Genomic DNA, 20,080 nt, shown 5'->3' on the forward strand with positions numbered 1-20,080 from the left:
CTGCAGTTTCCATGAACCACAGATGATCCACAAGGAAGAGTCCGATGAGCAAAGGATCGCCGATCAGCCCCTCGCTGTTGGCTACCAAGTCCACTGGAGCCACCAAGGCTCCGGAACGCGCCGACCGGACGGCTGACAATGCCGCCGTCGTCGCCGACCTTGCTGCCGCCTCTCCTGTCCTTGGGCCGAACAACGTTGTACCCCCAACGGTGATGACCGGCTCGCAAGCTATTGTCCGCTCGCTCGAAGAACTCGGCGTCGACGATATTTTCGGTTTGCCTGGTGGCGCGATCCTGCCCACCTACGACCCCTTGATGGCCTCCACCATGAATCACGTGCTGGTCCGTCACGAACAGGGAGCCGGCCACGCCGCGCAAGGCTACGCCATGGTCACCGGACGGGTTGGCGTCTGCATCGCCACCTCGGGCCCGGGTGCCACCAACCTCGTTACCGCCATCATGGATGCCCACATGGACTCCGTGCCGCTGGTGGCCATCACCGGCCAGGTGTCCAGTGGAGTGATCGGCACCGACGCTTTCCAGGAAGCGGACATCGTGGGCATCACCATGCCCATCACCAAGCACTCGTTCCTGGTCACCGACCCCAACGACATCCCGCACGTCATGGCGGAGGCGTTCCACCTCGCCTCCACCGGCCGTCCCGGCCCGGTGCTGGTGGATGTTGCCAAGGACGCCCAGGTGGGCCAGATGACGTTCTCCTGGCCGCCGAAGATCGACCTGCCCGGATACCGCCCCGTCACCCGGGGCCACAACAAGCAGGTGCGCGAAGCCGCGAAACTCATCGCCGCTTCCACCAAGCCTGTCCTGTACGTGGGCGGCGGTGTGGTCAAGGCACACGCAAGCGCCGAACTGCTGGCCCTCGCCGAGGCCACGGGCGCCCCGGTGGTGACCACGCTGATGGCCAAGGGCGTGTTCCCGGACTCGCACCCGCAGCATGTGGGCATGCCCGGCATGCACGGCAGTGTTTCCGCCGTTACGGCGCTGCAGCAGGCCGACCTCCTGATCACCCTGGGCGCACGGTTCGACGACCGCGTTACCGGCGTGCTCAAGACGTTCGCGCCGATGGCCAAGGTCATCCACGCCGACATCGACCCCGCGGAAATCTCCAAGAACCGCACCGCCGATGTCCCCATCGTCGGTTCGGTCAAGGAAATCATTCCCGAACTGACCGACGCCGTGCATGCGCAGTTCGGCAGCACCGGAACCCCGGACCTCACCACGTGGTGGGCTTTCCTGAACAACCTCAAGGAAACCTACCCGCTGGGCTGGACCGAACCGGACGACGGCCTCACCGCTCCGCAGAAGGTCATCGAACGCATCGGCGCCCTCACCGGCCCCGAAGGCGTGTACGTGGCAGGCGTGGGCCAGCACCAGATGTGGGCAGCGCAGTTCATCAAGTACGAGCGCCCGCACGCCTGGCTGAACTCGGGCGGTGCCGGAACCATGGGTTACGCCGTACCGGCCGCCATGGGCGCCAAGGTGGGGGAGCCGGACCGGGTGGTCTGGGCCATCGACGGCGACGGCTGCTTCCAGATGACCAACCAGGAACTGGCCACCTGCGCCATCAACAACATTCCCATCAAGGTTGCGGTCATCAACAACTCCTCACTGGGCATGGTGCGCCAGTGGCAGACCCTCTTCTACGAAGGCCGCTACTCCAACACCGACCTCAACACGGGCCACGACACCGTCCGCATCCCGGACTTCGTCAAGCTGGGGGAGGCCTACGGCTGCGCGTCGTTCCGCTGCGAACGCGACGAGGACATCGACGCCACCATCCAGAAGGCCCTCGAGATCAACGACCGGCCCGTTGTCATCGACTTCGTGGTCAGCCCCAACTCGATGGTGTGGCCGATGGTGCCCGCCGGCGTGAGTAACGACCAGATCCAGGTCGCCCGCAACATGACCCCGGAATGGGAAGAAGAGGACTGAGCATGAGCCGCCACACCCTGTCCGTCCTTGTCGAAGACAAGCCGGGCGTCCTGACCCGCGTCGCGAGCCTCTTTGCCCGCCGCGCCTTCAACATCAACTCCCTGGCCGTCGGCCCCACCGAAGTACCGGGCATCTCCCGGATGACGGTGGTTGTCGACGCCGACGGCGACCTGATCGAACAGGTCACCAAGCAGCTCAACAAGCTGATCAATGTCATCAAGATCGTTGAGCTGACCTCCGAATCTTCCGTACAGCGCGACCACATCCTGGTCAAGGTACGTGCGGATGCCGCAACACGCCTGCAGGTTACCCAGGCTGCAGACCTGTTCCGTGCCGCCGTCGTCGACGTGTCTACAGACTCGTTGGTGATCGAGGCAACCGGTACCCCGGAGAAGCTTGCAGCGCTGCTTTCAGTGCTGGAGCCCTTCGGCATCCGCGAAATCGTGCAGTCCGGCACCCTGGCCGTTGGACGGGGATCCCGCTCCATGAGTGACCGGGCGCTGCGTTCCGCCTAGGCCTGCCCAGGCGGAACTCCGCCCGGAACCGCAAGCACCACACCACCTATCTACCAAAACACTCAAGAGGAGTTACGCAAGTGACTGAAATGTTCTACGACGACGACGCCGACCTGTCGATCATCCAGGGCCGCAAGGTTGCCATCGTTGGCTACGGCTCGCAGGGCCACGCCCACGCGCTCAACCTGCGCGATTCCGGCGTCGACCTCGTTATCGCCCTGCAGGAAGGCTCCAAGTCCAGGGCCAAGGCCGAGGATGCGGGCTTCACCGTCAAGAACGTGGCCGACGCCGCCGAGTGGGCCGACGTCATCATGATCCTGGCGCCGGACCAGCACCAGCGCTCTATCTTCAACGACTCCATCAAGGACAAGCTGACTCCGGGCAAGGCACTGGCCTTCGCCCACGGCTTCAACATCCGCTTCGGCTACATCCAGGCACCGGAGGGCGTAGACGTCATCCTGGTCGCCCCGAAGGCACCCGGCCACACCGTCCGCCGCGAGTTCGAGGCCGGCCGCGGCATCCCGGACATTATCGCCGTCGAGCAGGACGCCTCCGGTTCCGCCTGGGATCTGGCAAAGTCCTACGCCAAGGCCATCGGCGGCACCCGCGCCGGCGTCATCAAGACCACTTTCACCGAAGAGACCGAAACGGACCTCTTCGGCGAGCAGGCCGTCCTGTGCGGCGGCGTCTCCCAGCTGATCCAGTACGGCTTCGAGACCCTGACCGAAGCCGGCTACCAGCCGCAGATCGCCTACTTCGAGGTGCTCCACGAGCTCAAGCTCATCGTTGACCTCATGTGGGAAGGCGGCATCGCCAAGCAGCGCTGGAGCGTCTCCGACACCGCAGAGTACGGCGACTACGTCTCCGGCCCGCGCGTCATCACCCCCGAGGTGAAGGAAAACATGAAGGCTGTCCTGGCCGACGTCCAGTCCGGTGCCTTCGCCAAGCGCTTCATCGAGGACCAGGACAACGGCGGCGTGGAGTTCAAGGAACTGCGCGCCAAGGCTGAGCAGCACCCGATCGAGGCCGTGGGCCGCGAGCTGCGCTCCCTGTTCTCCTGGCAGCAGCAGGACGTGGACTACGTGGAAGGCTCCGCAGCCCGCTAAGGCTGCCGGAAACCCGCCCTAACCAGGGCCGCGGTGAGGCCGGGTTCACACTTAACAATGTGAGCCCGGCCTTTCCGTCGGCCTAGACTTGTTCCATCCCCAGGACTGCAACGCAGAGGATCAGCCGTGTCAAAACCCGTAGTACTGCTCGCCGAAGAACTTTCCCCCGCCACCGTCGAGGCCCTTGGCCCGGACTTCGAAATCCGCCAGACCGACGGCGCCGACCGTTCCCAGCTGCTCTCGGCGATCAGTGACGTTGACGCCATCCTGGTCCGCTCCGCGACCCAGGTGGATGCTGAAGCCATCGCCGCCGCAAAGAACCTGAAGGTCATCGCCCGCGCCGGCGTGGGACTGGACAACGTGGACATCAAGGCCGCCACGCAGGCAGGCGTGATGGTGGTCAACGCCCCCACGTCCAACATCGTCTCCGCTGCGGAACTCACCGTGGGCCACATCCTCAGCCTCGCCCGCCATATCCCGCAGGCCAGCGCCGCCCTCAAGGACGGCGAATGGAAGCGCTCCAAGTACACGGGCATCGAACTGTTCGAGAAGAAAATCGGCATCATCGGCCTCGGCCGGATCGGCGCCCTCGTCGCAGCCCGGCTCAAAGGCTTCGACACCAAAATCCTCGCGTACGACCCCTACATCACCTCCGCCCGCGCGGCCCAGCTCGGCGTGCAGCTGGTCACCCTGGACGAGCTCCTGGCCCAGGCCGACTTCATCACCATCCACATGCCCAAGACCCCTGAAACCGTGGGCATGCTCGGCGCGGACGCCTTCAAGAAGATGAAGAACACCGCCTACGTCGTCAACGTGGCCCGCGGCGGCCTGGTGGACGAGGAAGCCCTCTTCACGGCGCTTCAGGACGGCGAAATTGCCGGCGCCGGCGTCGACGTCTTCGCCAAGGAGCCCAGCACCGACCTGCCGTTCTTCAAGCTCGACAACGTGGTGGTCACCCCGCACCTGGGCGCCTCCACCGACGAAGCCCAGGAAAAGGCCGGCGTTTCGGTGGCAAAGTCGGTCCGCCTGGCCCTCGCCGGTGAGCTGGTCCCGGATGCCGTCAACGTCGCCGGCGGCGTCATCGCCCCCGACGTCCGCCCCGGCATCCCGCTGATCGAAAAGCTGGGCCGCATCTTCACCGCCCTGACCCACGATTCCCTGACCCAGTTCGACGTCGAGGTTGCCGGCGAAATCTCGTCGCTGGACGTCAAGGTCCTGGAACTGGCAGCCCTGAAGGGCATCTTCGCGGACGTCGTGACCGAGCAGGTCTCCTACGTCAACGCCCCGGTCATCGCTGAGCAGCGCGGCATCAACGTCCGCCTGATCACCACTGCGGAGACCGAGTCCTACCGCAACGTCCTAACCCTGCGCGGCGCGCTGAGCGACGGCAGCCAGATCTCCGTGGCGGGAACCCTGACCGGTCCCAAGCAGATCCAGAAGCTCGTAGGCATCAACGGCTTCGAGGTGGAAATCCCGATCAGCGAGCACGTGGTGGTTGTTGGCTACACCGACCGCCCCGGCGTCATCGGCACCATCGGCCACATCCTGGGCATGAACAACATCAACATCGCCGGCATGCAGGTGGCCCGCCACGACCAGGGCGGCCAGGTCCTCGCCCTGCTCACCGTGGACAGCTCCGTGCCGCAGCAGGTTCTGGACGCCATCAAGGCCGGCATCGGCGCCGACATGGTCCGGGAAGTGGACTTGGAAGACTAAACACCCCGGCAGTGGCCGGGAAACGCCGTACCAACGGCCCCCGCCGGGCGTGTCCCGGCGGGGCCACATATGATTGGCCGGTCTGCTTACAATGGCTTGGTCCTGGTTCAGGACCGGGCCGGCAGGCCGGCCATCACCTTTTGCACATCCGTCCGTAGTCGTCCATGTCCGCCGGGGGGCACGGTGTGCGCACGCAATCCAGGTTTCAGGGAGTTCCATGAACGCCGTCCAGAGGTTCATCAGAAGCAAAGTGCTGCTGTTGACCGCTGCTATCTTGATCGCAGCCATGTGCTTGTCGGTCCTCGTCCAAAGCCAGTCCCAGGCCGCGCTCAACCGGACCGTGGATGAAAATTCCCGGGGCCTCTACGACGTCCTCGTCCAGGCCAAGCGCCCGCCGGTGCCCTGCTGCAGCCGGAAATCGCCAACGGTACCGGCGGCATCAGCTTCGAGCAGCTGGAATCCATCAAGAAGCTGTCCGGGACCTCCGTGGCCGCACCCATCAGCCTGGTTTCCCGCGTGACCCAGAACCTCGAAGCGCCGCGCCTGGATGCCATGGACTACCTCGGCTACAACGCCGGCCTCGCCGGCACCGCGACGGCGGACCAGGCCGCCGGTGCCACGGCGCCGGACAAGTGGCCTGCCGCGGAGTCCGTCCTGAGTGACGAGAGCAAGAAATACCGGCTCACCGCCAGCGCGGTAAGCTCCGACGGCGTCTCCGAGCAGACCCTCTTCAAGTCCACGGCCGAGGGCACCCTGGGCAAGGCGAAACTTGTTGAGGAACAGGCCGCCGGCGGCAGCAGCATCCGGATCGCGGCCCCCGAGGGCGAAACGGGCATCAAGTTCCCCGCGCCCGCCGGAGGCTCCGAGCACAACCTGTTCAACCTGTCCGTGTCCCTGCCCCTGGCGCCCGAAGTCACGGAATCCGTGGTGGCAGTCGACCCCGCCGCGGAGCGCGCCCTGCTGGGCTCCGCCGGTGACTTCCTGGCGCCGCTGGAAAAGGCCCCGCCGGCCGACGCCCGCAACGCCGGTGCCATCGGCCGCTACTTCGAAGGCCTGTTCACCACCGGAATCGGCCTCGACCAGCTGGAGGAAGGACCGGACTTCCTGGGCGTCAAGCTCAAGTACTGGGCGCCGCTGATGACCCAGTACCAGCAGGCGAAGCGCAACGGCCAGCTCACCGCAGACTCCCAGGCGATTCCGCTGATCGTGCGCTCCGGCACCTCGCTGGACCTTAAGTACAACGTCAAGATCGAAGAGATCGACGAGTCCGGCAAGGTGGTCAAGGACGTCGGAACCGTCTCCCGGTCGCTGGACAAGGACTACCTGCCGTTCGTCTCCAAGGACCCGTTCGTCCTGTCCTGGCCGGGCTCCACCGACCACTCGTCGCTCCTGGGTGCCACCGGCAACTTCAACCAGGGTCTTTACACTCCCGCCACCTGGAGCACGGACTTTGCCGCCGCGCCGAAGTACACCGACGGCGAGGAGGCGGCCAACGGCGCCGTGGACAAGACCGCCGTTCCCGGCGAATGGGTCACCATCAACCGCCTGCCCGAAAAGAGCGCCAACGGCACGCCCGTGGACCAGACCCAGCGCGAGCCGGTGGACGAGCGGTCCTACCGCGAGAACCTGGCAACGGGTGAAAAGACGGCAGCCCCGCTGGCCATGGTCTACGGCACCTTCGACCCCGCAGCCGTGGCCGAGGCCGCCGGCGACGTCAACAAGCTTCCCCTGGGCGGCTACGATCCCACCCCCTTCACCCTGGTCAAGGACGCCGAGGGCAAGGACGTTCCTGCCACCGAGCTTGAGCCTCGCTGAGCGCCACCGGTCTCGCCAGCCAGTCGGCGGGCGCGATCACCGACTACTACGGGCTCGCCGCTGCCCGCGGCTACACGGACAACGCCGACGTGATCGACGCCGTGCGCGTCCGCGCCAAGGCACCGGGAAGCTGGAAGGAAGCGCAGCCGGAGGTGGAGAAGCTCGCCGCCGAGATCCGGGACATGGGCCTGGAAGCCACCATCGTGGCCGGCTCCGCCCGTGAGGACGCCAGCATCTTCGTGCCCGGCTATTCCAAGGACGACGCCGGCAAGGAGTCCGCGCTGGGCACTGTCCAGCAGTCGTGGGTGCGGCAGAACGCGGCCGAGGCCGTGACGGGATCGCTCTCCGGAACCAACGTGACCCTGCTCTTCCTGACCCTGTGCGGCGCGGCCCTGCTGACAGGGGCGTCCACCGTGAGCTACATCCGGAAGCGGCGCAGCGAAGCCGGAACCCTCCGGGCCATGGGCTGGACCCAGCGGCGGATCCGCAACTGGGTGCTGGAGGAATTCGGCGTGGGCGCAGTGCTGCTGGCCGTGGCCGGCCTCGTCCTGAGCCTGGTTAGCTGGAGCCTCGCCACTGCCCTGGTGTGCGTGGCTGTCCTGCTGCTGTATATCGGCGCCGCGTTCTTCGCAGCGCAGCAGCTGCGCCACCGCGACGTGATCGACCAGGAGCCGCAGCACGACGAGCGGCTTATTCCGGTGGATTCGCCGCTGACGTTTGCCAACCGCCAGCTGGGCACCAACAAGTTCAACACACTGGCCCTGGCCGTGGCCGTCGGTGTTTTCGGCGCCGCCGTGGGCGGCCTGATCGCCCTGCTGATCGACATTCCCCGGGCAGCCGGGGCGAGCGCCTGAGCGGGTTGGCCGCCGCCAGCGTGGCCCTGCCCAGCATCCTCCTGGCGCTGGCCGGCGTGGTGGTCGGCCTGGTGCTGACCCTTGTGACCGGAAGGTTCGAGCTGAATGCCAAGCGGCAGTACCTGAGCATCCTCGAGGCCATGGGCTGGAACCCGGACATGCTCCGCCAGGTCCGCCTGTTCGAAAACGCGCTGGTGGGAACCGTGGCCCTGCCCCTGGGCGTGCTGGGCGCCCTGGGCATCGGCCTCCTGCTGGCACCCTATGCCGCACTGTGGGCAGGCGTCGCCGGCCTCGTGGCTGTACTTTGCTGGATACCTATTGCAACGAAAGTGGTCCAATGACAAACCCGACCAATGTCCAGCGGAGCCGCAGGAGCGGCTCCGGCGAGGTTCCCCTGCAGACCCGCGCGAACACCATCGTCAAGGCGGCTGACCACGCCACCCCGCTGGAATTGAGCGACATCACCATCCGCTACGGCGGCGGCAAGGGCGGTGCCGAGGCCGTCAGTGTGGTGGAGGGCTTCGACCTGACGCTGCACGCCGGCGAGATGCACTGCGTGGCCGGCCGAAGCGGCTCCGGCAAGACAAGCATCCTCACCGTCGGCGCAGGACTGACGCTGCCGACGTCGGGCCGCGTCTTTTGGGAAGGCGATTCCCTGGAGAGCATGGGCGACGACGAAATCGCCGACCGCGTCGTGCCCTCATCGGCTATGTCGACCAGGGCGGCGCCCTGATCGACGGCATGAGCGCCCTCGAGAACGTCCTCCTGCCTGCCGTTCCCGACGGCGAAGTGGACCAGCGGCGGGACATGGCCAAGGACCTCCTGGACCTGGTGGGCCTCGGCCGCCGCATGCGCCACCGGCCGGCGCAGCTGTCCGGCGGTGAACGCCAGCGCGTCGCCATCGCCCGCGCGCTGATCCTGGGAACCCGGGTCCTGGTGGTGGACGAACCCACCGCAAGCCTGGACCGCGCCTCGGCCAACCGCATCATCAGCATCCTGAAAGACACCACTAACGACGGCATTGCCGTGCTGGTTGCGTCACACGACCACGAACTGGTCCGGCTCAGCGATACCCTGACTGAACTGATCTAGCCTGTCCCTCCGCACCGAAGGTAACCGTCCGCACGTGACTGCTTCAGAGAAGACGCCGTTCTACATCACCACGGCCATCACCTACCCCAACGGCGTGCCGCACATCGGCCACGCCTACGAGTACATCGCCACCGACGCCATGGCCCGGTTCAAGCGGCTGGACGGCTATGACGTGATGTTCCTGACCGGTACGGACGAGCACGGCATGAAGATCGCCCAGACGGCCGAAAAGGAAGGCATCACCCCCAAGGAGCTGGTGGACCGCAACGCCGAGGTGTACAAGGCGGCGCACGCCGCCCTCGGCATCACCTACGACCGCTTCATCCGGACCACGGATGCCGACCACTACGCGGCCTCGCAGGCGATCTGGAAAAAGATGGAAGCCAAGGGCGACATCTACCTGTCCAAGTACGAGGGCTGGTACTCCGTGCGGGACGAGGCCTTCTACGGCGAGGACGACACCGTGGTCAAGGACGACGGCGTGCGCTACTCGAAGGAAACGGACACCGAGGTGACCTGGACGGCGGAGGAGAGCTACTTCTTCCGGCTGTCCGCCTACCAGGACAAGCTGCTGGCACTCTACGAATCCCACCCGGAGTTCGGTGCGCCGCAGTACCGGTTCAACGAAGTGATCAGCTTCGTCCGGCGCGGCCTGGAGGACCTGTCCATCAGCCGCACCACGTTCGACTGGGGCGTTCCGGTTCCCGGCAACGACAAGCACGTCATGTACGTCTGGGTGGACGCGCTGACGAACTACCTGACGGGCGTGGGCTACCCGGATGTCGAGTCGGAGAAGTTCCGCAGGTTCTGGCCTGCGGACGTCCACATCATCGGCAAGGACATCTCCCGTTTCCACGCCATCTACTGGCCGGCCTTCCTCATGAGCGCCGGCCTGGAACTGCCCAAGCGGGTGATGATCCACGGCTTCCTGCACAACAACGGCGTGAAGATGTCCAAGTCGCTGGGCAACGTCGTGGCTCCGGCCGACTTCGTGGCGCAGTACGGCCTGGACCAGGTGCGGTTCTTCTTCCTCCGCGAAGTCCCTTTCGGCGCCGACGGAAGCTACAACCACGAGGCCATCGTGGGCAGGATGAACTCGGACCTCGCCAACAACTTCGGCAACCTTGCGCAGCGGTCGCTCTCCATGGTGGCCAAGAACTGCGGCGGCGACGTTCCCGTACCGGGGGAGTTCACTGCAGCCGATACGGCCATCCTCGCGCAGGCGGGAGGGCTCCTGGAGACTGCCCGGGCCGCATTCGAAAAGCAGGAATTCAGCCGGGCCCTCGAAGCCATCTGGGCGGTCCTGGGTGACACCAATGCGTACTTCGCCGAGCAGGCGCCCTGGGTCCTCCGGAAGACCGACGTCGGACGCATGAACACCGTGCTCTACGTGACGCTTGAGGTGCTCCGGATCGTGGCCATCCTGGCCCAGCCGGTGATGCCTGGAGCGACGGGGAAGCTCCTGGAAAGCCTGGGCCAGCCCAACGGCGAGGCCCGGCAGTTCTCGGCGATCTCCACTCCGATAACCCCCGGGACTGCCCTCCCGGCGCCGTCACCGGTATTCCCCAAGTACGAGGAACCCGCCGGGGCCTGACAGCTGCTTCCCGGGCCGGCCTGGCCGGCCCGGGGACCCTGCCACGAAACAAGTAGTGGCCCGTTTTTATATGAGTACCGGCTACTGGAGATTCGCCGGAGTACTCAACATAGCCTTTTCCTGTTAGCAAACTGATGATTCGCATCTGGGAGAACCGTCGCCTCGATGCCGTCTGTTTGCCTTTTTTATGTCGTCACCCGGGGCGCCGTTTTTCCTGCACGTTCGTCAGTTTGAAGCAGACGAAGGACGGAGACGGAAATGAAACGGATCCTTGCCGCGCTGGGGGTCACAAGCCTCGCACTGTTTGGTGCATCAGCCACGGCCAACGCCACAGGCGGAGCATCGGGTGACAACGAAAAAATCACCATTTGCCACGCCACAGGCTCGGAAACAAACCCGTACGTGCCAATCACCATCGACCTCAACGGGCTGAACGGCCACGTGGGCCACCAGCATGACGAGGACATTATTCCCGCCAACAACGGGAAGGTCCTCCCCGGCGGCCAGAACCTGGACAAGGTGGACTGGTGGAACGCCGGCTGCACCAAGCCCGGAGGGGCGGTAACGCCCACGCCAAAACCCACCCACCCGCACGATGACAATGGCAAGAAGATCACCATCTGCCATGCCACGGGATCGGAAACCAACCCCTACGTGGTGATCACCATTGCCCTCCAAGGCCTCAACGGACACGCAGGCGCCCACCACCAGCACGCTGAGGACATCATCCCGCCGAATGACGGAAAAGTGATGCCCGCAGGCCAGAACTGGACCGCCGAGGGCCAGGCAACCTGGAACAACGACTGCGTCCCCGTAAAGGTGCCGCCGACTACACCGCCGACGACCCCGCCGACAGTGCCGCCAACAGTCACGCCGACAACCCCGCCCACCGGAGCGGTTGTCCCCGCACCGAAGCCCAGTGGCGCAGCAGTTGGTAAGCCAGCAGGCGGAGCAGGCGCAGTGGCCGCCAACAACCAGGGCTTCAATGTGCAGACCGCCGTGGCCGGGAACCAGGAACCCGGAATTGCCCCGTGGCTCGGGGGCGCGGCAGCACTGCTGCTGGCCGGCGCAGCCATTGCGGCCCGGAAGTCGCTGGCAGGCGGCGGAACCCAGGGCAGGCATCACCAGTAAGTCCCCGGCTGCCGCTTCCGCGGCAACCGGCTGAACAAGCGCAGGGCGCCGTGCCGTCACGTGGGCACGGCGCCCTCCGCGCGGGGAGCCGTATGCACGAACCATCCTCGACAGAACCGGAAGCAGACAGCGCCGCCCACCGCCACCGGACGGACGGGCAGCTGAGGCGCCTGCGCCTCCTCGCCGGTGCGCTCCTGCTGGCCGGGCTGGCATGCCTGGTGCTGTTCCTGCCCTCCCTGGCCGGACGGGATGGAAAGACTTCCCTTCCGGAGGTTTCCGCTCCTGCGGCCACAACCGCGGCGGTGGCCACGGCCCCGGCACCTTCCAGGGCCGCACCAGCACCTGCCACCAGCCTGACTCCCGAGGGGCCGGCGGCTGCAGCACCCCAACACCTGGCCTACCCGGCGGCGGGGATCGATGTGGTGGTCCACCCCCTCGACCCGAGTGCTGAGGACCAGGAACGCCGGACCATCATTCCGCCGTCCACGAAGGACGGCTACTGGCTCACGCCCTACGGCACCCCCGGTGCCGGCTCCGCAAACACCACCTACATCGTGGGCCACAGCTGGCAGGACCAGGACGCGCCCTTCAACCACCTCAGCACCAGGGCCGCTGCCGGAGACCTGCTGACGGTCACCACCTCAACCGGCCAGCTGGCCTATCGGGTGGAATCTGTCACCACCTACGAAAAGTCCAGCCTGAAGGACAGCCCCATCTGGGCCGTCGCACCCAACACGGTGGTGCTCATTTCCTGTTATACGGACGACCTGTGGGGGACGAACGTGGTGGTCGTGGCAACGCCCGCATAATGAGACGGCTTGACCACGATATGGATCGCTTGGCTACCCTGAAACTATGAGCGCATCCTCCATCGATCTGGCAGTTATCCCCGGCGACGGCATTGGCCCCGAGGTCATTGCCGAGGCAGTCAAAGTCCTGGAAAAAGCTGTTGCAGCCGAAGGGGTGGAGCTTAAGCAGACGCACTACAAGCTGGGCGCTGAGCACTGGCTGGAAACGGGGGAGACCCTTCCGGACGAGGTCCTCGCGGACCTGCGGACCCGGGACGCCATCCTCTTCGGCGCCGTGGGTGCAGCCCCCGGCGATACCCGGATCCCGTCGGGCATCATCGAGCGCGAAATGCTGCTGAAGCTCCGCTTCAGCCTGGACCACTACGTCAACCTGCGGCCGTCACGGCTGTACGGCACGGTGGGCAGCCCGCTCGCCAATCCGGGCACCATCGACTTCATCGTTGTCCGTGAAGGTACCGAGGGCCCTTACGTGGGCAACGGCGGAAGCCTCCGGGCGGGCACCCCCCATGAGGTGGCAACCGAAGTTTCACTGAACACCGCCCACGGCGTGGAGCGCGTGGTGCGGGACGCCTTCCGGCGCGCAAGTGCCCGGGAGCGCAAGCACGTCACCCTGGTCCACAAGCACAATGTCCTGGTCTACGCAGGCCACCTCTGGAAGCGGACCGTCGAGGCCGTGGCCGCGGAGTTCCCGGAGGTCACGCACGACTACCTGCACGTGGATGCAGCCACCATTTTCATGGTCACGGACCCGTCCCGCTTTGACGTGATCGTCACGGACAACCTCTTCGGCGACATCCTGACCGACCTGGCTGCCGCCATCACCGGGGGCATCGGGCTGGCGGCATCCGGCAATATCAACATGGACCGCACCGCCCCGTCCATGTTCGAGCCGGTCCACGGCTCCGCGCCGGACATCGCCGGCCAGGGCAAAGCGGACCCCACCGCCGCCATCCTGTCCGCCGCCCTGCTCCTGGACCACCTCGGCTTCACTGCGGCGTCACGCAGGATCGAAGCGGCAGTGGTTGCCGACGTCGAAAAGCGCGACGGCGGTGCCCGCAGCACCAGTGCGATCGGCGACGCGATCGCGGCCGGACTCTGACCCCGCGCCGGGGCCTCCGGCATCGGGCGTAAGCTTGTCTCGAATCACCAAATGCCGCCCTCGCGTTCAGCGCTGAACCCGGGCGGCCGATCGTGGAGGAACCATGACCCAGACTGCCCACGGCGTCGAATTCAGCCGGCAGCTATCGGCCAACCCGAAGTCTGCTGAAGAGCGTGCAGCCATCCTGGCGAACCCGGGATTCGGCAACCACTTCACCGACCACACCGCCATCGTGGACTACAGCGTCGACGAGAACGGTAAAGGCGGCTGGCACAACCCCCGGGTGGAGGCCTATGGGCCCATCTCCCTCGACCCGTCCGCGGCCGTGCTGCATTACGGGCAGGAAATTTTCGAAGGGCTCAAGGCCTACCGCCACGCCGACGGTTCGGTGTGGACCTTCCGTCCGGAAGCCAACGCCGCCCGCCTCAACAAGTCGGCCCGCAGGCTGGCGCTGCCTGAATTGCCTGCCGAATACTTCCTCGGCGCCATCCGCGAACTGGTGACCGTCGACAAGGAATGGGTTCCGGACGGTGACGGCGAGTCCCTGTACCTGCGGCCGTTCATGATCGCCACCGAGGCATTCCTGGGCGTCCGGGCTGCGCGCGAAGTCTCTTTCCGGGTTATTGCCTCACCGGCAGGCAACTACTTCGGCGGCGAGCTCAAGCCGGTGTCCATCTGGATTTCCAGGGAGTACGCGCGGGCCGGCCGCGGCGGCACCGGTGCGGCCAAGTGCGGCGGCAACTACGCTGCTTCGCTCATTGCGCAGCAGGAAGCCGAAGCGAACGGCTGCAAGCAGGTCCTGTTCCTCGACCAGTTCAATGACAACGCGGTGGAAGAGCTGGGCGGCATGAATGTGTTCTTCGTCATGAAGGACGGCTCACTGGCCACCCCCGCGCTCACCGGCACCATCCTGGAAGGCGTCACCCGCATGTCCGTCATCCAGGTGGCCAAGGACATGGGCCGGGAAGTCGCCGAGCGCAAGATCACCCTGGATGAGTGGCGCGACGGCGTTGCCTCCGGCGAGATCACCGAGGTTTTCGCCTGCGGTACTGCCGCCGTCATCACCCCGATCGGTGTCCTCAAGGACGCCACGGAATTCATTGGATCCGAGGACGCCAAGGCGGGGGAGACCACCATGGCCATCCGCGAACGGCTGCTCGGCATCCAGACCGGCACGTCCCCGGACACCCACGGCTGGCTGACCCGCCTGGCTTGAGCCGGGGCTTATCGCCAAACAACGACGGCGCCTGCGGGGCTTCTGCCCGGCAGGCGCCGTTTTGCGGGTGGACAGGTCAGCGGCGGGCGGCTTTCCTGGCGGCGTTCTTCAGCGCCTTCCGCGAAACCGGCTTCAGGGCCTTCCGGGCCGCTTCTTCCGCGATGGCCTGGTTGCGGCGGGCATCAATGATGTCGTTCCACAGTGTTGTCGCAAAGACCCCGCCGTCCTGGGCGTAGACGTCGTAGGGGTAGTCGGCAAATATGGACGGCGTAGTGGTGCCGGTGGGCAGGTCCTGCCCCTTGGCTTTCGCGACGGCGTCGCCAACAGCCCAGGTCCGCGTCAGGTGCTGAACCAGGTTCTCCTGCACAAAGATGTTGGCGTCACCGGAAGCAGCGGCCCTAGTCAGCAGCAGGTCAAGGTCCTGGGCCAGGAGCTCGGAAGCGGATTCCTCCGCTGGTGCCGTCCCTGAGCTGAAATCCCCGGCGAGGCCGTCCACGGCTACGCTCCAGTCGGCCGTTTCGCGGTACTTCTTCCACGTGGGAAACCAGACAATGCTGCCCGTCGCGTGGTTGTGGATGTGTTGGAGTCCACTGTTCTTCTCGGTCGCAGCATGGTCATGGCCGGCAGCGTCAGCCCCGGCGAGGAGGTCAGCAAGGGTGGTTGTGCTCATGGTGTCCGGTTCCGGCTTTCTGGTGGGGAACGTGTGGTCTTCGTTAATGGTCAACCCGGGCCGCGGGCTGTTCTATTCCGGCGGCCAAAACTCACCTCGCTCCGGATGCAGTGCAAAGATGGGATGGTGACGTCAGCCTCCGGTTCCATCCTGCAGCGCAGCTCCGCCCTGACCCAATACATCCTGGCCCCGAATCCCGGCCCCATGAGCCTGGAGGGGACCAACTCCTATATCCTGCGGGCCACCGGCTGTCCCGGTGCAGTTGTGGTGGACCCAGGCCCCCTCGATGACGGCCACCTGCGCGCGCTGGCCGCCGCCGGCCCGGTGGAACTCATTCTCGTCACCCACCGCCATGCGGACCACACGGCAGGATCTGCACGCCTGCATGAACTGACGGGCGCCCCCGTCCGGGCGGCGGACCCCGCACACTGCCACGGCGGCGGTGAACCCCTGCACGGCGGGGTGATCCGCACTGCGGGGCTGGAAATCCACGTGCTGCCCACGCCCGGCCATACGTCCGATTCGCTGTGTTTCCACCTTCCGGAGGACGGCCCCGGCGGTTCGGTCCTGACCGGCGACACCATCCTGGGCAGGGGCACCACCATGCTGGACTTCCCGGACGGCACGCTGGGGGACTACCTCGGAACTTTGGACAGGCTCGAGGCCCTGGGCCCGGCCACTGTCCTCCCGGCACACGGGCCCGTGCTGCCCTCCGTGGAGTCGATCGCGCGCGACTACCGGCTGCACCGGCAGGAGAGGCTCGGCCAGATCCGCGCGGCGCTGAAACAACTCGGCCGGGACGCTCCGTGGGTGAGGTGGCAGACGCCGTCTATGCCGACGTCGTGCCCTCTGTCCGGCGGGCAGCCGAAATGTCCGTCGCCGCCCAGCTGCATTACCTGCGGGAAGAAGCCGGACGGCTTTAAGCCTGGCCCAGGGCCGGCAGCCCGGCACGGACCGCCCGGCGCGGAACGGTAGGGTAGGACCCATGCGTATTGCCAGGTTTGTTGTCGATTCTGATCCCCTTTACGGTGTTGTTGAAGGCGGGCCGGGCAGTGAGGAAGTCACTGTCATCCATGGAGACCCCTTCTTCAACGGCGTGGAGCGCACGTCCGTCCGCCACAAGCTGGAGGATGTCCGGCTGCTGGCCCCCATCATCCCCCGCAGCAAGGTCATCGGTGTGGGGCGCAACTACGTGGAGCATGCGCGCGAGCTTGGCAATGAGGTTCCGGCGCAGCCGCTCCTTTTCCTGAAGCCCAACACGGCCGTCGTGGGTCCCAACGATCCCGTGGTCCTTCCGGAGTTCTCTGAGGAAGTCTCCTTCGAGGCCGAACTGTGCGTGGTCATAGGCCGGATCTGCAAGGACGTTCCCGAGGACCGCGTGGATGATGTCATCTTCGGCTACACCTGCGGCAACGACCTCACGGCCCGTGACGTCCAGAAGACCGACCTGCAGTGGACCCGGGCCAAGGGCTTTGACACCTCGGCGCCGCTCGGCCCGTGGATCGAGACAGACCTCGATCCCGAGGACCTGCAAATCCAGGGGCGGCTGAACGGCGAGGTGCGCCAGGACGGCAGCACCAGCCAGATGATCCGGGGCGTGCGCGAACTGGTCTCCGTGGTGTCACAGGCCTTCACCCTCCTGCCGGGCGATGTCATCATGACGGGAACCCCCGCCGGCGTGGGCCTGGTGAATGCAGGCGACCGGTTCGAGGTGGAGATCGAAGGAATCGGGCGCCTGTCCAATCCGATCGTCCGCCGCTGACTCCAGCGGACGGCCGCCGCCGGCATCCGGTGCCGCCCGCGCCGGGTGGCGGCGGCAGACGGTAAAGTTGGAGCCACTATGACTACTCCTTCTGCGTCCCCTGCTGCCTCCCTCCCATCCGTTTCAGCCGATACACCCGTGCGCGTCCGGTTCTGTCCCTCGCCCACCGGCACCCCGCACGTCGGCCTGATCCGGACGGCGCTCTTCAACTGGGCCCATGCCAAGCACACCAAGGGAACGTTTGTCTTCCGCATCGAGGACACCGACGCCGCACGCGACTCGGAGGAAAGCTACCAGCAGCTGCTGGAGGCGCTGAAGTGGCTGGGCATCACCTGGGAAGAAGGCGTGGAAGTCGGCGGACCGCACGAACCCTACCGGCAGTCGCAGCGCCTGGACCTCTACAAGGACGTCGTCGCCAAGCTGATCGCGGGCGGTTACGCCTACGAGTGCTACTCGTCCCCTGAGGAAGTGGAGGCACGCCACCGGGCTGCGGGACGCGATCCCAAGCTCGGCTACGACAACTTCGACCGGGAGCTCACCGAGGAGCAGGTGGCGGCGTTCAAGGCGGAAGGCCGCCAGCCCGTGCTGCGGGTCCGGATGCCCGACGAGGACGTCACCTTCACCGACCTGGTACGCGGCGAAATCACTTTCAAGGCCGGCAGCATCCCGGACTATGTGATCGTGCGCGCCGACGGCTCACCCCTGTACACCCTGGTGAATCCAGTCGACGACGCACTTATGGGCATCACGCACGTGCTGCGCGGGGAGGACCTGCTCTCGTCCACCCCCCGGCAGGTAGTCCTCATCCGGGCCCTGATGGATCTGGGCGTGGCCAGCTACATGCCCGAATTCGGCCACCTGCCGTACGTCATGGGTGAAGGCAACAAGAAGCTGTCCAAGCGGGACCCGCAGTCCAACCTGTTCCTCCTGCGTGACCGCGGCTTCATCCCCGAAGGCCTCCTCAACTACCTCTCGCTGCTGGGCTGGAGCCTGTCCGCGGACGAGGACATTTTCACCGTGGACCAGCTCATCGAGCACTTCGACGTGCATGACGTCCTGGCCAACCCGGCACGCTTCGACATCAAGAAGGCCGAAGCCATCAACGGCACCCACATCCGGATGCTCGCACCGGAAGACTTCCGGGACCGGCTGGTGCCCTACCTGCGGAACGCGGGATACCTGGGGGAACAGCTCACGGAACGGCAGGAGCAGATCCTTACCGACGCGGCGCCCCTGATCCAGGAACGCATTGCCCTGCTGGGCGAGGCGCCGGACATGCTCGGGTTCCTCTTCAAGGCCGATGACGCCATCGACATCGCCGATGACGCCCGCAAGGGACTGCCGCAGAACCTCGAGGAAGTCCTCGACGCAGCCATCGCCGCTCTCGAACCCGTGGAGGAATGGACGCCGGACACTATCCAGGCTGCACTCAAGCAGGCACTCGTGGAGGACCTCGGCATCAAGCCGCGGCTGGCCTTTGGCCCGGTACGCACGGCCGTGTCCGGCCGCCGGATCTCGCCCCCTCTGTTCGAATCCATGGTGATCCTGGGCAAGGAATCCTCCCTGCGCCGGCTCCGGACCTTCCGCGGCTGATGACTGCTCCCGGCAAGGCGCGCAGCGGCGTCCTGGAGACACCCTTCGGGGCGGTCCGCGGTGTCCTCTTCGATATCGACGACACCCTGGTGGACCTCGAATACTCGATGACCACTGCCTTGCGGGAGGTCAGCGAACACCTCCTGCCCGGCCTGGACCAGGCCGGGTGGGAGCGGTTCGGGCGCATCTTCACGCACGAGACCACGCACTACTACGACCAGTACCTCGCCGGCGAAGTGACGTTCAACGAACAGCGCCTGCTCCGCGGCCGCGCTGCCTTGGGGCACTTCGGGGTTGAATTGGCCGACGGCGAGGAATCGCACCGGTGGCTCAGCGCCTACATGGAGCGCCAGCCTGCCTACGTCAAGCCTTTCCCGGACGTCCTGCCGCTGCTGGATGTCCTGGACGGCGCAGGCATCCCCTACGGCGCGGTCAGCAACAACGTCCACGACTACCAGCGGGCCAAGCTGGACAGCGCCGGACTGGAACGCGTCACGCACCTGGTGGGCACCGACACGCTCGGCGTCGCCAAACCCAATCCAGCCATGTACCTCGAGGGCGTTCGGCTGCTGGGCACCGCCACCTCCGAAACGCTCTACGTGGGCGACAACCGGCTGCTGGACGCCGAGGGTTCCACCGCAGCCGGGCTGCTGGGCGTGTGGCTGAACCGGACGGGTGAGCCGGTGACAGGGTTCGACGGCCACATGGTTGCCTCGCTCGATGGGCTGGTAAGGCACGTCACACCCGGCCGATTTGTGCGGGCTGAAAGTCTCGGGTAGAGTATTTTCTCGTGCTGAGGCGCACGGAGCGGGGTGAAAGCCCTGACAACCGGCCCGAAAGTGCCATTGGGATATGGTGTAATTGGCAACACTACGGTTTCTGGTACCGTCATTCTAGGTTCGAGTCCTGGTATCCCAGCTCTGGTTTGAGCACCGGTTTTCCGGTCTCGGGACAGAAAAGTTCCAAACGGTCCGCCGATTTGGAACACGAGCGAAGTGTATGAAACAATCACTGAGCTTGACCAGCGGAAACGCTGGCAGGAAGTACGCGGCCCCATCGTATAGCGGCCTAGTACGCCGCCCTCTCACGGCGGTAACGCGGGTTCGAATCCCGCTGGGGTCACCAACGAAATGGTCCCGGGCAGAAGCCCGGGACC

13 protein-coding genes, 2 tRNA genes and 3 pseudogenes are annotated in these 20,080 nt (G+C 66.0%); 17 read left to right on the forward strand and 1 reads right to left on the reverse strand.

Features of this window, described 5'->3' with window-relative positions:
- Positions 1 to 44: 44 nt before the first annotated feature.
- From G205_RS02225 to G205_RS02275, 11 genes and pseudogenes are all read left to right on the forward strand, one after another.
- A complete protein-coding gene (locus G205_RS02225) occupies positions 45 to 1,952 on the forward strand; it encodes an acetolactate synthase large subunit (protein WP_009356537.1) in 1,908 nt (635 codons plus the stop codon).
- Positions 1,953 to 1,954: 2 nt separating this feature from the next.
- Positions 1,955 to 2,467 (forward strand): acetolactate synthase small subunit, encoded by a 513-nt coding sequence (ilvN, locus tag G205_RS02230; protein ID WP_009356538.1) that lies wholly within the window; start codon positions 1,955 to 1,957, stop codon positions 2,465 to 2,467.
- Between the two features lie 80 nt (positions 2,468 to 2,547).
- Entirely contained in the window at positions 2,548 to 3,573 is a 1,026-nt protein-coding gene (ilvC, locus tag G205_RS02235) for a ketol-acid reductoisomerase (RefSeq protein WP_009356539.1), read from the forward strand.
- Positions 3,574 to 3,699: 126 nt separating this feature from the next.
- Positions 3,700 to 5,289, forward strand: coding sequence for a phosphoglycerate dehydrogenase (serA, locus tag G205_RS02240; protein WP_009356540.1), 1,590 nt, complete (start codon positions 3,700 to 3,702; stop codon positions 5,287 to 5,289).
- Positions 5,290 to 5,506: 217 nt separating this feature from the next.
- Positions 5,507 to 8,299: pseudogene (locus G205_RS02245) on the forward strand (ABC transporter permease).
- Positions 8,296 to 9,050, forward strand: a pseudogene (locus tag G205_RS23640) (ABC transporter ATP-binding protein). The pseudogenes G205_RS02245 and G205_RS23640 overlap by 4 nt, the downstream one beginning before the upstream one ends.
- 34 nt (positions 9,051 to 9,084) lie before the next feature.
- Complete coding sequence (gene metG / locus G205_RS02255) at positions 9,085 to 10,644, forward strand: methionine--tRNA ligase (protein WP_009356541.1); 1,560 nt, start codon at positions 9,085 to 9,087, stop codon at positions 10,642 to 10,644.
- A 258-nt stretch (positions 10,645 to 10,902) separates the two neighbouring features.
- Entirely contained in the window at positions 10,903 to 11,775 is an 873-nt protein-coding gene (locus G205_RS02260) for a hypothetical protein (protein WP_009356542.1), read from the forward strand.
- A gap of 92 nt (positions 11,776 to 11,867) precedes the next feature.
- On the forward strand, positions 11,868 to 12,584 hold the full coding sequence (locus G205_RS02265; protein WP_009356543.1) for a class F sortase: 717 nt from the start codon (positions 11,868 to 11,870) through the stop codon (positions 12,582 to 12,584).
- Between the two features lie 46 nt (positions 12,585 to 12,630).
- Positions 12,631 to 13,683 carry a 3-isopropylmalate dehydrogenase gene (locus tag G205_RS02270; RefSeq protein WP_009356544.1) on the forward strand — a complete coding sequence of 351 codons (1,053 nt, stop codon included), beginning with the start codon at positions 12,631 to 12,633 and terminating at the stop codon, positions 13,681 to 13,683.
- A 103-nt stretch (positions 13,684 to 13,786) separates the two neighbouring features.
- Positions 13,787 to 14,899 (forward strand): branched-chain amino acid aminotransferase, encoded by a 1,113-nt coding sequence (locus G205_RS02275; protein ID WP_009356545.1) that lies wholly within the window; start codon positions 13,787 to 13,789, stop codon positions 14,897 to 14,899.
- 76 nt (positions 14,900 to 14,975) lie between these two features.
- Here G205_RS02275 and G205_RS02280 read toward each other — a convergent pair whose 3' ends face one another.
- The gene (locus G205_RS02280; RefSeq protein ID WP_052014003.1) at positions 14,976 to 15,569 is read right to left on the reverse strand and encodes a hypothetical protein; all 594 of its coding nucleotides are present in this window, start codon (positions 15,567 to 15,569) and stop codon (positions 14,976 to 14,978) included.
- A gap of 123 nt (positions 15,570 to 15,692) precedes the next feature.
- Between G205_RS02280 and G205_RS02285 the strand changes: the two are divergent.
- From G205_RS02285 to G205_RS02310, 6 genes and pseudogenes are all read left to right on the forward strand, one after another.
- A pseudogene (locus G205_RS02285) lies at positions 15,693 to 16,492 on the forward strand (MBL fold metallo-hydrolase).
- Positions 16,493 to 16,554: 62 nt separating this feature from the next.
- On the forward strand, positions 16,555 to 17,331 hold the full coding sequence (locus G205_RS02290; protein WP_009356548.1) for a fumarylacetoacetate hydrolase family protein: 777 nt from the start codon (positions 16,555 to 16,557) through the stop codon (positions 17,329 to 17,331).
- A gap of 78 nt (positions 17,332 to 17,409) precedes the next feature.
- A complete protein-coding gene (gene gltX / locus G205_RS02295; RefSeq protein WP_035751797.1) occupies positions 17,410 to 18,924 on the forward strand; it encodes a glutamate--tRNA ligase in 1,515 nt (504 codons plus the stop codon).
- Positions 18,924 to 19,703 (forward strand): HAD family hydrolase, encoded by a 780-nt coding sequence (locus G205_RS02300; RefSeq protein WP_009356550.1) that lies wholly within the window; start codon positions 18,924 to 18,926, stop codon positions 19,701 to 19,703. Before gltX ends, G205_RS02300 begins: the two co-directional genes overlap by 1 nt.
- Positions 19,704 to 19,770: 67 nt before the next feature.
- Positions 19,771 to 19,842: transfer RNA gene (locus G205_RS02305), tRNA-Gln, on the forward strand.
- Positions 19,843 to 19,973: 131 nt separating this feature from the next.
- Positions 19,974 to 20,049: transfer RNA gene (locus G205_RS02310), tRNA-Glu, on the forward strand.
- Positions 20,050 to 20,080 lie beyond the last annotated feature (31 nt).

It is taken from the genome of Arthrobacter nitrophenolicus, assembly GCF_000332815.1.
GTDB lineage: Bacteria > Actinomycetota > Actinomycetes > Actinomycetales > Micrococcaceae > Arthrobacter > Arthrobacter nitrophenolicus.

Excerpts from the sequence above, each read along its gene's own strand:
- gltX (WP_035751797.1), top strand. The coding sequence starts at position 17,410 with ATGACTACTCCTTCTGCGTCCCCTGCTGCCTCCCTCCCATCCGTTTCA.
- ilvN (WP_009356538.1), top strand. The coding sequence starts at position 1,955 with ATGAGCCGCCACACCCTGTCCGTCCTTGTCGAAGACAAGCCGGGCGTC.
- G205_RS02290 (WP_009356548.1), top strand. The coding sequence starts at position 16,555 with ATGCGTATTGCCAGGTTTGTTGTCGATTCTGATCCCCTTTACGGTGTT.
- G205_RS02280 (WP_052014003.1), bottom strand. The coding sequence starts at position 15,569 with ATGAGCACAACCACCCTTGCTGACCTCCTCGCCGGGGCTGACGCTGCC.
- G205_RS02275 (WP_009356545.1), top strand. The coding sequence starts at position 13,787 with ATGACCCAGACTGCCCACGGCGTCGAATTCAGCCGGCAGCTATCGGCC.
- G205_RS02225 (WP_009356537.1), top strand. The coding sequence starts at position 45 with ATGAGCAAAGGATCGCCGATCAGCCCCTCGCTGTTGGCTACCAAGTCC.
- G205_RS02300 (WP_009356550.1), top strand. The coding sequence starts at position 18,924 with ATGACTGCTCCCGGCAAGGCGCGCAGCGGCGTCCTGGAGACACCCTTC.
- G205_RS02270 (WP_009356544.1), top strand. The coding sequence starts at position 12,631 with ATGAGCGCATCCTCCATCGATCTGGCAGTTATCCCCGGCGACGGCATT.
- G205_RS02265 (WP_009356543.1), top strand. The coding sequence starts at position 11,868 with ATGCACGAACCATCCTCGACAGAACCGGAAGCAGACAGCGCCGCCCAC.
- G205_RS02260 (WP_009356542.1), top strand. The coding sequence starts at position 10,903 with ATGAAACGGATCCTTGCCGCGCTGGGGGTCACAAGCCTCGCACTGTTT.